The sequence below is a fragment of the Maritalea sp. genome (assembly GCF_047634455.1).
Lineage (GTDB): Bacteria > Pseudomonadota > Alphaproteobacteria > Rhizobiales > Devosiaceae > Maritalea.
Genome location: NZ_JBLIAI010000006.1, coordinates 1 through 14,091 on the forward strand (window position 1 = coordinate 1; position 14,091 = coordinate 14,091).

At 50.1% G+C, this 14,091-nt stretch carries 11 protein-coding genes and 1 tRNA gene; 7 read left to right on the forward strand and 5 right to left on the reverse strand.

What is annotated here, in order from left to right:
• Positions 1-174: 174 nt before the first annotated feature.
• Complete coding sequence (locus tag ACJAZW_RS03370; protein ID WP_415155460.1) at positions 175-2,322, reverse strand: hypothetical protein; 2,148 nt, start codon at positions 2,320-2,322, stop codon at positions 175-177.
• 1,028 nt (positions 2,323-3,350) lie between these two features.
• Between ACJAZW_RS03370 and rplS the strand changes: the two genes are divergently transcribed.
• Positions 3,351-3,860 (forward strand): 50S ribosomal protein L19, encoded by a 510-nt coding sequence (gene rplS, locus ACJAZW_RS03375; protein ID WP_415155461.1) that lies wholly within the window; start codon positions 3,351-3,353, stop codon positions 3,858-3,860.
• A gap of 129 nt (positions 3,861-3,989) precedes the next feature.
• Here the strand turns inward: rplS and putA are convergent, their stop codons facing one another.
• Positions 3,990-7,553, reverse strand: coding sequence for a bifunctional proline dehydrogenase/L-glutamate gamma-semialdehyde dehydrogenase PutA (gene putA, locus ACJAZW_RS03380; RefSeq protein WP_415155462.1), 3,564 nt, complete (start codon positions 7,551-7,553; stop codon positions 3,990-3,992).
• 175 nt (positions 7,554-7,728) lie between these two features.
• On the opposite strand from putA, the gene ACJAZW_RS03385 reads away from it, so the two are divergent.
• Complete coding sequence (locus ACJAZW_RS03385) at positions 7,729-8,166, forward strand: Lrp/AsnC family transcriptional regulator (RefSeq protein ID WP_415155463.1); 438 nt, start codon at positions 7,729-7,731, stop codon at positions 8,164-8,166.
• Between the two features lies 1 nt (position 8,167).
• On the opposite strand, the gene rocF is transcribed toward ACJAZW_RS03385, so the two are convergent.
• Positions 8,168-9,106 (reverse strand): arginase, encoded by a 939-nt coding sequence (gene rocF, locus ACJAZW_RS03390; protein WP_415155464.1) that lies wholly within the window; start codon positions 9,104-9,106, stop codon positions 8,168-8,170.
• Positions 9,107-9,255: 149 nt separating this feature from the next.
• Between rocF and ACJAZW_RS03395 the strand changes: the two genes are divergently transcribed.
• A complete protein-coding gene (locus ACJAZW_RS03395) occupies positions 9,256-9,690 on the forward strand; it encodes an Lrp/AsnC family transcriptional regulator (protein WP_415155465.1) in 435 nt (144 codons plus the stop codon).
• Positions 9,691-9,747: 57 nt separating this feature from the next.
• Entirely contained in the window at positions 9,748-10,368 is a 621-nt protein-coding gene (locus ACJAZW_RS03400) for a YdeI/OmpD-associated family protein (protein ID WP_415155466.1), read from the forward strand.
• Positions 10,369-10,475: 107 nt separating this feature from the next.
• On the opposite strand, the gene ACJAZW_RS03405 is transcribed toward ACJAZW_RS03400, so the two are convergent.
• Positions 10,476-10,550, reverse strand: a tRNA-Gly gene (locus ACJAZW_RS03405).
• 255 nt (positions 10,551-10,805) lie between these two features.
• Between ACJAZW_RS03405 and trxA the strand changes: the two genes are divergently transcribed.
• The 3 genes from trxA to ACJAZW_RS03420 are packed head-to-tail and all read left to right on the forward strand — an operon-like array spanning position 10,806 to position 12,636.
• A complete protein-coding gene (trxA, locus tag ACJAZW_RS03410; RefSeq protein WP_415155467.1) occupies positions 10,806-11,735 on the forward strand; it encodes a thioredoxin in 930 nt (309 codons plus the stop codon).
• 24 nt (positions 11,736-11,759) lie between these two features.
• A complete protein-coding gene (locus ACJAZW_RS03415; protein WP_415155468.1) occupies positions 11,760-12,419 on the forward strand; it encodes an LON peptidase substrate-binding domain-containing protein in 660 nt (219 codons plus the stop codon).
• Between the two features lies 1 nt (position 12,420).
• Entirely contained in the window at positions 12,421-12,636 is a 216-nt protein-coding gene (locus tag ACJAZW_RS03420) for a Trm112 family protein (protein ID WP_415155469.1), read from the forward strand.
• Between the two features lie 23 nt (positions 12,637-12,659).
• Here ACJAZW_RS03420 and ACJAZW_RS03425 read toward each other — a convergent pair whose 3' ends face one another.
• Positions 12,660-13,883: an FAD-dependent monooxygenase gene (locus tag ACJAZW_RS03425; protein WP_415155470.1), complete on the reverse strand. Its 1,224-nt coding sequence runs from the start codon at positions 13,881-13,883 to the stop codon at positions 12,660-12,662.
• Positions 13,884-14,091 lie beyond the last annotated feature (208 nt).

The following is a 14,091-nucleotide window of genomic DNA, read 5'->3' on the forward strand; positions in this document are numbered from 1 at the left end:
TGACATCAGCCGCCAGTGGTGGAGTTACGACACCCCAGGGTCAGCAATTGGGCTGACCTTGAAAGCGACTTTAATGTGATTTGCTGAGTATGGGTAGAGGGAGAGTTGCAATGCCGGAATGTGGGGTGATGTTACGTAATTTCACGTACACTTGTCGAGGTGCAGTTCATTACCTTAGTCCTGTCCATCAAGTAAATCGAGTTGCGGCTTCCTTCGAACTTCCGAGTTCTCTATAAGCATCTCGGTGGAGTCACTAACAACTGTTCCCTGAACGCGCCCCATCTCCCAATTAATTTCAAATTCGCGACTGTACTTTTCACCCAAGAACCTTTGCGCTCTACGATTTGCACGGTTTACCCAGAAACCTTGCAAAAACCTTGCAGGCTTTAACAATTTGAAATTCAGCATCGTTGCTGCAACTTGGTATGCCGAAACAATTCCCAGTGTAGCGAAACAAACCATAACGAAGATGTTTCCGATCCCAAAAAGTGTAGGCCAAAAGGAGCCAACGCCAAACACTACCAGAGAAAGGGCGGTCGCCACCGCTCTGATAACAAGTATCTCACGATTCACGCCATCAACTTCTTCATTTGCATTTGTCAGGACAACTTCTCTTTCAGATTCAAGTTGCGTCCGCAGCTCCGCAATTTCAAGCCGTTTTGCGCCAATTTGTTCGGCATGTAATTCTTCGATTTTTTTTTGGTTCTCGTTAGTATAACGCACATGGTCGTCGATTAGAGACTCTTTCATCTCTTTCAAAAGTCGGGGTGCATCAGTCTCGCCGAACATTCCTTGCATTCCATAAGTAGAATTCATCACCACTCTTGCGGTACGGCTATCACTCATCAGAGTTTTGTATTCCTCAAAGTCTGCCTCCGAACTTCCAGAAATAATATCTGCAACTTCCTCCAAAACTCCTTTTGAGGTTTGTAAAATTGTTGAACAGGCGGCATAGAGTATATTGCGGGGGATCTCGTTTGAAGAAAACGCACCGGTTTTTAGCCAAACAAGCGTCGCGAGCTGGCGGCGTAGTATTACTGCACTAACATGTCGTCGACGGACCACATCTAAATCTCGTTGTAATTTCCATGCCGCAGAGCTGAAATATGCATTCTCAGTCACAAATACATAATTCGCTTCGAAGAGATCGGGAAATCTTTTATCCTCACGCATCCTAACTACCGTCGCCAATGCTAATGCATCATGCTGCTTTGCATCGATACTTTCAACCCAGTTTGCATCGTCTATGAATGCTTCATATTGAGACTTATCAAAATAACGGTGTTGGTTTGGAAAGTCGTCGATCTTCCGCGTGATGATTGAAACGCCATTTTGCTTTGCGGCATTCTCGGGATTTCCACGAACAGACTTCACAAATTTCATGGAAACTTCATTTCTTCGCAGCGCATCGGCTGTAGGTCCATACCTCTCGTGTGCTTGCAGATTCAACATTGTCTTTAGGCTTCTGGATGCCTCGTCCAGTGTCGCGGCATGTACTGCTAACCTACCCCCGATTGACTCCAAACTGCGTAAGGTGGTCGTCATGTTTTGCTTGTGCAGTTTTCCATTTGCACCGATGAATGCCAAAAATGGCCCGGTATCTAGGATTACTGTTAAACCTGTTTTTTGTTTTTGAGACTCTGGTGAACGCAAATCTTCTATGACTTCCGCGACCAACCCAATCTTGACTACCGGCAGAAGTGCATTAAACAAGTGTTCGTTCGTCCTAGATAACTGCTCTACAAACGACGCGCAGATGTACTTTTCGTCCGCATTTAGCGCAAAGATTGAGTCAAGTTCGCTAACTTCTTTTCCGTTGTCAAAGGCAGCCTTAAGTTGTGATTGCGCATTCTTACGAATTTCGATGTTGCTATACGACTCAACGGAAACCAACCACTTAGTAAGGATTTCGGCATACTCGCTTTGAGTTTTGTTAAACTCAAAGAGTGGAGAAACGGTAGGGGCGAATGCCGCGAACTCCGAAATAATGGTTTCAAAGTCGCCATAGCTGTCGTCTGCACTTCCAGAACCATCGTTGAACTCCAAAACCTCAAATGCGATTTTGTTGTTAGTTTCCATCTTTTTAAGGTAGCCGGCACTGACAAGTCTTGGCGCTAGTTCCTCGATTACGTCGCTGGTAATGTTCCAACCGTAGGCTCTAACTGCGGCTGCTGCAATTAACTCCGCGTTCAAAAGCCTTCCTCTGAAGGGAAGTAACAAGGGAGCAAAGAGTGGAACCAGGGCCTCGAGAAAATCAGTTGCGCCACCAGAAAATCCATCAAGCAGTTCTGAAACACGCCAAGCCCGTTTGGAAAATGCCATCTAAATATACTCTTGAAAAAGCAAAAAAGTAGCATGCATTTGCACCTACTTTCTGTCAACCTAACAAAACCAATCCCCCCCCCAATAAAAACTTATCCTCGCCCCCAGCAACCTGTGCCATCATCCCCATGTCTTTCATTTAGCCACGCAGCTTGCCGACGGGTGGGATGTGGTCGGGTTGGTCATTCAGGCTAGCCTGTTGGAAGATGGTGGAGAGTTGCGATGACGATGCAGCTTGAACGTTCAATTGCTATGTCCAGTCTGACGCCGAAGGCAGCTTGTAAGACGCTTATTGGGTGCTGTTATCCAATATCGCCAAATGATCCATGCCGATCATAACAGTTTTGGTGGAGCGCTGAGTAAGGGGATAAAAGGGTTTAGCTCCTCGGGGCATAGAAATTGAAACGTGAAATCCGCCACATGCGAGGCCTTTTTGGGCTCAAATTACAAACCACTAGCGCATATCGAGCCTTAAAAGACCTCGCATGCTGCATTAATATTCGCTCGCGGTGCATACCGCCAATCGCATGACGCGCTAAACACACTAGTGTGTCTGCGCTATGTGAGTGGCTGCACCTGCGCGGGCGCGGCCAAAAAGTTGGCCGGGGTCCTCAACAACAAGTTGTTTCGTCCGTCTTTTCTCTCGCTTGCTCAGAATTGGTGGCGGGCACCAATCGGCGGGGGTGCCGGGGTCGGGAGCGCAGCGACCAACGGCGGCACGAAAAAAAGAGCCCGGGGGTGCCGGGGAAGCGCCAAAGGCGCGACGGCGGCACGTAAAATGCTCGGGGGTGCCGGGCCAGCCTGCGCGGCGAGAGCGCCAAAAGATGCTGAGCGTAGCGACCAAGGGCGGCGCGTAAAGTACCCCCCCTTAATTCATCAAAAACGCAACAAAACCATAGACTCTGAACTCATTTCGCGGTATAGCCCGCCAATCTATTTTGTCACTAAACAACAAGACCGGTGTAACCGCCCCTTCTGGCTAGACTATTAGGGACGCTCTGATTGGCGAGAATCAACGGACGAAAAAAATGAACATTATTCAACAGCTCGAAAAAGAGCAGCTCGACGCGCTTGCCGCCAAACGTGAAACACCTGACTTTTCTCACGGTGATACTGTTAAAGTTTGGGTGAAAATTCGCGAAGGCGAAAAAGAACGTTTGCAAGCCTATGAAGGCGTTGTGATTGCCCGTTCAGGCGCCGGCCTAAACGAGAGCTTCACAGTGCGCAAAATCTCTTACGGCGAAGGCGTTGAGCGGGTTTTCCCAGTTTACTCACCTGTTGTCGACAGCATTGAAGTGCTGCGCCGCGGTAAGGTCCGTCGCGCGAAGCTTTACTATCTTCGTGAATTGCGCGGCAAATCAGCTCGTATTTTTGAATCAACAAATTCACGTACGAAGAAAATTCAAGACGGCGAGCGTCAAGCGAACGCAATAGCAAAAGCTGCCCGCGAAGCTGATAAAGCTGCTGCAAAAGCCGCATCAGATGCCGCAAAAGCTGCTGAAGCGGCGGCCGCAGAAGGCGAAGCAAGCGCTGAATAGTTGCTCTTCACGTCATCAAGAATTAAAAAAACCCGGCTGATTGGCCGGGTTTTTTATTGCTTGTTGACAGAACACCAAGCTGAAAATGGCAGCCCCGGATTTGATCCGACGCCAATTTCACTCTGCGGGCTAACTCGATTGCGCCAACAATGATGCGTTGCCGCCAGCCGCTGTTGTATCCACGCAAATCGCCCGTTCATGCACAAACCCGGCCACGTCAAATCCATTGCTGATCACCGGCACAATCGGCCCATTGCGCTTTGCCAGTTCGATGCGCACAGATTGCGCAAAATCACCCGATGCGGCAAGACCGAAGCCGTCAATATCCAGATGCGATAATGCAGATATTTCCAACTCACCTTCAAGAATAGTAATTGGCGCGCCCACCATTTGAACCTGGGCCAGTTGCGCCGAATTCTCTGGCGTCACAACCACAACTGAATTGCCGCATGCCAGCGCCATTTTTGCCAATTCAACCAACCCCTCTCCGGCACCCAACAGCAACATTTTGCCGCGCGGCGTATAGGATAAACGGTTAAGCTCACCGGTTGGGCCGGGCAGTTCAATTTGCATCTGCACAGGATCAACACCTAAGAGCTCGGCTCTATCATCCCGCAAAATCCATTCGGCACCATCTTGGGTTGAAAACGCATCGGCAATGCTTTGTCCATCAATCTGAACCCCACCTTTATCCAATTCGCGACCGACTGAAATATTGCGGAAACGATTGAGGTAGTTCGGCCCACCAGCTTTTGGCCCTGTGCCAGAAAGCCCTTCCCCGCCAAATGGTTGCGAGCCAACAATCGCACCGATTTGGTTGCGGTTAACATAGAAGTTACCGACCTTGATCTTCGCACCAATCTTTTCAATCCGATCATCAACCCGCGTATGTAACCCAAACGTTAAGCCGAAACCACGTGCATTAATATCTGCAATCACCTGATCAAGATCGCGCGCCTTAAACGTCGCCACATGCAGGATTGGGCCGAAAACTTCCCGTTCCAAATCCTTGATGCCGTCCACTTTGAAGATGTGCGGCGGCACAAAATATCCCTTTTGCGGCGCATCGAGTTTGCGCAACAACCGACCTTGTTTCTCTTGAGCTGCGCAATAGGCCAAAATCTCTGATTGTGCTTCCGCATCAATCACCGGCCCCACATCGGTCGCATCATCCCACGGGTCGCCCATTTTTAAGGTTTCCATGGCGCCGTAAAGCATTTCCAACAAATTGTCGGCGATATCTTGCTGCACATAAAGCATACGCAACGCCGAACACCGTTGACCTGCGGATTGGAATGCAGAGGCGACAATGTCGCGAACCGCTTGTTCGGCAAGGGCTGTACTATCCACGATCATGGCGTTCAATCCACCCGTTTCAGCGATCAACATCGCATCACTTGGTGCGGTTTTGGCCAATTGCATATCAATCAGCTTTGCCACTTCCGTTGACCCGGTAAAACACACACCTGCGATCCGTGGATCGGCAGTTAGAGCTGCTCCAATATCGCCCGCACCAGCGCACAATAACAACACATCTTTGGGCACACCCGCATCATGCAAAATGGATATTGCCAACCCACCCATCAAAGGGCTTTGCTCGGCCGGTTTTGCCACGACCGCGTTACCGGTCACCAATGCGGCGGCAACCTGTCCGGTGAAAATCGCCAAAGGAAAATTCCACGGCGAAATACAAGCAATCACCCCACGCGGCGCACCATGATGCTCAGCGCTCAAGCCCTCATTTGCGTAATACCGCAAGAAATCAACAGCTTCGCGCACTTCAGAAATACCGTCTGGCAGGCTTTTACCGGCTTCACGTGTGGCCAGCGCGAAGAATTCAGTTGCCCGCTCTTCAAACATGGTGGCGGCACGCCGAAGAATGCCAGCACGATCCACCACATCGGTTTCCCCCCAAGCCTTTTGCCCTTCAAGAGCAAGACCAATAGCTTGTTTGACTTGGGCAGGCGTTACATTCTCCACAAAGCCAACGATTTCGCTGGGGTTGGATGGGTTAAAGATCGGCTGATCCTTCGCCCCTTCGCCTAACATTTTTGCAGCTTTTGCATGCCATTGGAATGGCGTCGCAAATTTGCGGCTTTCCTCGTGGATCGCGCGCACATCATTCACGTCGGTGAAATCCCACCCCTTTGCGTTCTTGCGGCCAACCCCAAAAATACCGCGCGGCAACGGCAAATTTGAATTGTGCGCACTAACATGATCAAGGTGGGCAGAAATGGGGTCAGACACAATCGCGCGGGGCGGAATATTTTTGTCGTAAGCTTGGTTCACAAAGCTTGAATTTGCCCCATTTTCAAGTAAGCGCCGCACCAAGTAAGCCAACAAATCGCGGTGGGCCCCAACAGGCGCATATATGCGGCAGCGGGTTCCATTTTGCGCCCGCGTAACATCATGTAAACCTTCACCCATGCCGTGCAACCGTTGAAACTCGAACCCTTGCCGATCATTGCCCGCCATGCGCAACACAGCAGAACTTGTGTGGGCGTTATGGGTGGCAAATTGGGGGTAAACCCGGTCCTGCATATCCAACAATTTACGCGCGCAAGTAAGATAGGAAATGTCGGTGTTCACTTTGCGGGTAAAGACGGGATAACCTGAAAGGCCCATCACTTGGGCGCGCTTCACTTCCGTGTCCCAATAAGCGCCTTTTACCAGCCGCACCATGATTTTGCGGTCAAGCTTTGTGGCCAGCGCATATAGCCAATCGATCACAAAGGAAGCCCGCGGACCATAAGCTTGCACCACCACGCCAAATCCGTCCCAGCCGGCAAGCTCGGGATGTTTGAGGACTTTTTCAATGATGTCGAGCGACAAGTCCAAACGGTCTGCTTCTTCCGCGTCGATATTCAGCCCCATATGTGCGGCGGCAGCGGGTTTAACCAGCTCAATTACCCGCGCAACCATCTCGTTCACAACCGTGTCGCGTTTAATATATTCGTAGCGCGGATGCAGCGCTGAAAGCTTGATCGAAATACCCGGATTTTGGCGCACATCGCCAAAAGTACACTCCTTGGCCAACCGCTCGATCGCGTTCAAATAAGCTTTGTGATAGCGCTGCGCATCTTCTTCTGTACGCGCGCCTTCCCCCAACATGTCGAAGGAATAAGTATAGCCTTTGGACACCGGACCAGCGCCGTTTTTAAGCGCTTCATTGATGTTACGGCCCAGCACAAACTGCGACCCCATAATGCGCATGGCCTGGCCCACAGCAGTGCGAATAACCGGGGCAGACAGACGACGGCTTAATTGGGCAATTGGTTTCAGCACACCCGGACCATCACCATCCAGCAGCGCCGCGCTAACCACCAACCCTAAGGTTGATGCTTGCACCAAGAAGCTTTCAGCAACACCCAAATGTTTCAGCCAATCCTCATCAACAATTTTATCGGCGATCAAATCATCAATCGTTGGTCCGTCCGGCACCCGCAACATGGCTTCAGCCAAACACATCAGCGAAACGCCTTCGTCGGTGGAAAGCCCATATTCGGCCAGAAATGTCTCCATCAAACCCTGTTTAGACTGATCGCGTAGTGTGGTCACCAAATTGGCAGCATCATCAACAATTGTCGCGCGGTCGGTCTCGCTGAGTTTGCTCTCACGCACCAAACGATCAACGACTTTGTCCTCATCGGGCAAATAATGTGCTCTAATCTCTTCGCGAATTTGGTCCAACATGGGTCCACCCTTTACCTAGCCAGTGCAGCGTAACTACAAATACAACTTCTATGGATATCTTACCACTTCCAACTCAGCACATTGTCCCGTACAATACGAATATGTAGAGCTTATGGACTTTAATCGAACGGTTTTGCCCGCTTAATGATAAGCATTTCAGAGAAACACAGATCAAATGGATCAAATAGACCGAAAAATCATCAATGCGCTTTCCGCAAATGCCAGACTGTCAATGGCCGAATTGGCAGCAAAGGTTGGCCTGTCTAAAAGCCCCACCCAAGCGCGGGTAAAAAAACTCGAACGCGATGGCGTCATTTTAGGCTATGGAGCCCGTATCAACCATGCCAAAACCGAAAGTGGTCACATCGCCATTGTGCAAGTGACCTTAAACGATACACGCGCCAACGCGCTTAACGCATTCAATGCGGCCGTAAAGCAAACACCCGAAATATCGCAATGCCATATGATGGCCGCCAGTTTTGACTATTTATTGAAAGTCCGCACCAAAGACATTTCTGCTTATCGGCGGGTGTTGGGCGAGGTCATTTCCGCCCTGCCCCATGTCGCTCAAACGTCAACTTTCGTGGTCATGGAATCGGTCAAGGAATATTGATCTAGCCAGTTGAGGTGGGTCGATCAAACACGCGTCGCCCAAAACCACTTTCTGTGAGCGCCACCAACATGCGGGCGCTTTTGCCACGCTCGTCCAGATAAGGGTTCAACTCAACCAAATCCATTGAAGTCATCAATCCGCTATCTGAAATCATTTCCATCGCCAAATGCGCTTCACGATAAGTCGCACCACCTGGCACTGTGGTCCCAACGCCGGGCGCAAACTGGGGATCAAGAAAATCCACATCAAGACTAACGTGCAGCATTGCATCATCTTGGCGAACCGCTTCAATCACGCCATTGATCAAAGAAACCACGCCCCGCTCATCAATCCGGCGCATATCCATCACGTCAACACCACGGGCGCGCAATAAAACGCCTTCTGCCTCGTCAATCGAGCGGGCGCCAAACACATGATAATTTGTGGGATCAACCGGGTGAATAGGTTCGTCCAAAACCCCATCAAATCCGGGTTCTCCACAAAATAGTGCGGCCGACATGCCGTGCATATTGCCCGATGTCGATGTTGTTGGCGTATTAAAGTCCGGGTGCGCATCAAGCCACAAAACATGCAATTTGTTGCCCCGTTCAGCGGCATATTTGGCCACACCAGTGACCGACCCCATCGCCAAAGAATGGTCACCACCCATAAAAATTGGCGTCTGACCAGATTTTAGCGCTGTATAACCGGTTCGGTTCAGCGCACGAGCAAAACCGGCGACCTCATTCTCATGATGAGTTGCACCGGCCAATTTGAGTGACACCTGTTCGGGTGTCACGTCCCCTAGGTCCTGAACCTCAAAACCCAATTCCGTCAACGAAGTGGCCAAACCTGCCACACGCAATGCGGCCGGACCCATGATGCAGCCCGAAAGACCAGCACCGCCGTCAACAGGCGCACCGATCAGCGCCACTGATCCGCGTGAAGCAGTATTTGTCATAAATGTACCCTAGCTCTTTACCCCAGAACTCTTTTGTTTCCGGTTCCACCCTTTATAGAGCAGACAAGCGTACATCGAATAGTTGAATATATGTGCAAAATTGAGTTATCATTTCTCATATCGTCAGCCAATTGTGAGCATTTTGATAAATGGATGATCTCGACAATAAGTTAATTGCCTTGCTGCGCCACGACGCACGCACCCCGGTAGCAACCATCGCCATGACCTTGAATATTTCGCGCGCCACCGCAAAATCACGCATTGATCGGTTGGTTGGCGCTGGCATTATTGCCGGTTTCACCATCATTACCGGTTCACCCAGTGATGACAAAACCATTCATGCCATCACGCTGGTCGAAGTCGGCGGGCGCAGTACAGAGGCAGTGGTAAGGTCGATGATGGGACTGCCCCAAGTGCGTTCTTTGCATACAACCAATGGAAGATGGGACCTGATCGCGGAGCTCGAAACATCGGATTTGATTGAATTTGACGATGTGTTGCGTCGCATTCGCCTGATAGAAGGCGTCAGTCTGACAGAAACCAACATTTTGCTGGCACCGAAAAAATCAAAACTGGATCGTTAGAATTAAATCCAGTCAAATTTGATTGATTTGCCGCCCAACGCATTCTACAAAATTGATATGATTACAGATGTCGAAGATTTTTTCACCAAAGGCTGTGGCCGCTGCAAACGATTTGACACCCCAGATTGCTCTGCCAACATTTGGAACAAGGGTTTGCGCACCTTACGCCAGCTTTGCCTCGCGGCTGGTTTCGAGGAAACCGTGAAATGGGGTCACCCCTGTTACATGCGCGGGCAGCGAAACATGGTCATTATAGGCGCATTTCGCGGTGATTTCCGTTTGACCTTTTTCAATGCGGCGTTGATGAAAGACCCTCAAAGTGTGCGGGAAAAGCAGGGCCCTAATACGCAAAACCCTAACATGTTGCGGTTCATTAGTGATGCGCAAGTTGATGAGATGACGCCGATCATTTCAGCCTACCTCGCCGAGGCAATTAGCTATGCAGACGCGGGCATGAAAGCACCAAAAAGCCAGACTGAAATTGAGATGCCAGAGGAGCTCATTGATGCACTGGATAGCGACCCGGAACTGGCAGAGGCATTTCACGCCCTTACCCCCGGACGACAAAAGAGCTACGCATTTAACTTAAACGGGGCGAAACAATCTGCCACGCGGGTGACACGGATCGCCAAATTCCGAGACAAAATCATCGCGGGCAAAGGGGCCTTGGAGCGCTAGAACCCAGCAGCCAACCTGTTGGGCAGGGTTTTTTAAGAAACGCCTCAAAGTTGATCACAACGGCCAAGGGCCGTTCTTCAGTCATTTGATCATCATTTTGAGTTTTTTGGAGCGGGCGATGAGATTCGAACTCACGACCCCAACCTTGGCAAGGTTGTGCTCTACCACTGAGCTACGCCCGCATCCGTACCAAGCCTATGTGCGTCGCTAGGACGTGGCTGGTGCGCGCTTATATGCCCAAACCATTCAGCAATTGCAAGCCATATTTTTCACCTTTTTTTCGTGCTGCCGTAAAAATAGCGCGATGCGTCGGCAAATCATTGAAAAAAGCACGCCGCAAGCAGCTCTGGCTCTAGCCAGGGCCTTGTTTTTGTCGCATGAAGGTCCCAAATTAGGCCGTAACACATTAGACTTTGATCGATGAACTGGAAAACAATATGAACTCAGATCTCATAAATGGTGCCACACCCACCCAATCAGCGGATCTGATCAAGGATTCGAACACACAAAACTTTGCGGCTGACGTTCTTGAAGAATCACAAAATGTGCCGGTTTTGGTGGATTTTTGGGCACCTTGGTGCGGCCCGTGCAAGCAACTCGGCCCGATGATCGAAAGTGCGGTCATCAAAGCTGGTGGCAAGGTCAAGTTGGTCAAGATCGACATCGATCAAAACCAAGCGATAGCAGGACAGATGGGCATTCAATCCATTCCAGCGGTCATTGCCTTTGTGGGCGGGCGCCCACTTGATGGATTTATGGGTGCCATCCCTGAAAGCGAAATCAAAACCTTTATCGACAAAGTCATAAGCGCAGCCCCAGCTGCCCCTGAAGACCCCGCAGCACAAATAACAGCCGCGCTTGAACAGGCACAAGGCGCTATGGACGCGGGCGATTTCGCCAGTGCTTCGCAAATCTATTCGCAAATTTTACAATTCGACCAGGAAAATGACGAAGCGATTATTGGGATTGCAACGATTCACGTGAAACTTGGTGACACTGACAAAGCGCAGCAAACCTTGATGGCGGTAAGTGAAGACGGCCAAAAGTTGGATACTTATCAAAAATTGAACGCCAGCCTTAACCTTGCCGCTGAAGCTGATGGTCTGGAAACCCCCGACGCGCTTGAAGCCAAACTGCAGAACAATCCAGAAAATCATCAAATACGATTTGATTTGGCCATCGCCTACAACGCCGCCGATGAAAGACTAAAAGCAGCGGAAGCCCTTGTCGCCATCATCAAACAGGACCGCGAGTGGAACGAAGATGGCGCGCGCACCAAGCTGCTTGAACTGTTTGAAGCCTGGGGGCCAATGGACCCCGCATCAGTTAAAGGCCGCCGCATGCTCTCGGCTGTACTTTTCAGTTAGGTCAATTTGAGGTATTATTTTTCCATGGGCTCCTCAACAACAAAAAAGCTTGCCACTGTAGAAGTGGCACCATTATTGCCGCTAGAAGGCGCGCTGTTGTTTCCACGCGCCATCTTGCCGCTACACATATTCGAAGACCGTTATGTGCAATTGGTGGACGACGCGCTTTCGAGCAACCGCCAGATCGGGTTAATCCAACCACAACGGCCCGACGATGAGAGTGAACAACCTGCCCTTCAATCCATCGGCACATTGGGCCGGATAACACATTTCGAAGAAATTGGGGATGACCGCTATATGATCGGCTTAACTGGCCTATCGCGTTTTGCGCTGAAAAGCGAAATTCACTCCAAGGACAAACTCTATCGCAGCGCACATATCGATGTCTCTGCGTTCAGCATGGACTTGATCGCCGGATTTGGTGAAAACACTATTGATAGAGACCGGTTTGTAAATCTACTGCGCTCCTATGCCGAGTACGCTGATTTTGATTTGGATTGGGACGAAATCAATGAAGCGGGTTTGGAAGACCTGATCAATACCTGCTCGATGGCCAGCCCATATGCCGCGCGCGAGCGCCAAGCCCTGCTGGAAGCTGAAACATTGGCGACCCGTGCCGAAATGCTAATGGCGTTTGCTGAAATTGAGATGGCTCGGCAAGAATCCAACATCACGATGCAATGATATGACAACCAAAGAGCACAATATCGACCCAAAAATGCTCGAGATTTTGGTGTGCCCGTTCACAAAAACCCGGCTTGAATGGTCAAAAGACAAAACCGAACTAATCTCGTACGCCGCCCGACTTGCTTTCCCCATCCGCAACAATGTGCCGCTGCTGATTTTAGATGAGGCCCGGCAATTAACTGACGAGGAACAACGCAATCCACATCAAAAATGAGCGGCCCAACTAGGGTTAGGACCCTAAATTGGACGGCCGTCCAATAGCCTTGGACCGCCATTTTGCGCAGCAGCTGCATGACCAATAAAGGCGTTTTTGAGCATCGGCAGGCGATCAACCACGCCCAATCCCACATCGCGGATCACCCGAAGTGGTGGCAAATTATTCGAGAATAATTTGTTCAACCCATCCGTTGCTACTGCCATCAAACCAATATCCATACGTCGCCATTCTTCATAGCGTTCCAACACTGCACCATGACCAATGTCTTCGCCGTGACGCATCGCCAAAATGACCACCTCAGCCAACGCCGCCACATCTTTGATCCCCAAATTCATGCCCTGCCCGGCGATCGGATGCACCACATGCGCAGCGTCGCCAACCAAAGCCAGGCGGTCCGCAATAAAACTTTTGGCAATTTGTAGCTTCAATGGAAAAGCCTGCAACGGGGCCTCAATGGTCACCTTCCCAAAGGATGAGCCCATGCGCCTTTCAATCTCCAGCGCCGCATCTGCCAAACTCATATCCAAATAGTGTTGCACGTCTTGCGTACGTTCCGTCCAAACCAAACTCGAACGTTTGTTGGGCAATGGCAAAGTGGCAAATGGACCCGCGGGTAAAAAGTGCTCATAGGCGATTTGATGATGGTCATATTCATGGGCAAAAGTCGTCACAATGCCCGACTGCTTGTAGTCGTGACCAAATGTGTCGATTTTCGCCAACGCTCTAAGCGCTGACCGTGCGCCATCTGCGGCCACCACCAATGACGCGGTTAATGCAGTACCGTCTTGCAAAGCAACATCAACATGCGAAGAGCCAAATCTGAAATCAACGGCTTTGTTGGGTGCAAATATTTCAACACCCGATTCTTTAGCCGCCTCAATCAACGCCTTTAAAGTCACTCTATTTGGCACCATATGCGCAAACGGTTTGCCCGGCTTCACATCACCCTCAAAGTGCAAAAACAACGGCCTGTGCAAGTCAGCCTGATCACTATCTGTAATTTTCATGCCCTTAATTGGTTCCGCTTCGGGCAGCATTTGATCCCAAATATTTAAGGCCTCAAACACAGAAGTGATGCCCAGCGCCAGTGCAGACGAACGCTCATCCTTGGGCACAACAAGGTCCCGCACATCATTAATCGCCACGCGCATGCCCGGTGCAAATTGCTTTAACGCCAAAGCCAACGTCAGGCCAACAGGCCCCGCCCCAACAATCATCACATCAAATTGCAGTTTCTTGGCCATATTCTTGCTCCACAAATCACTTGCACGCATTCTAATGCCTTTCACAATCGGGGCAAGACGTGCTTCGTCGCATGCTGTTCATTTTTTGATCACCTGCGTAATTATGCATATAAATTGAGCAAATCTAAAATCGCTTAATTGCAGACCAATAGAGTCACGCTGCTGAATTTATCTCGATATTTCAATAGCATAAGTAGTTACAAACCGA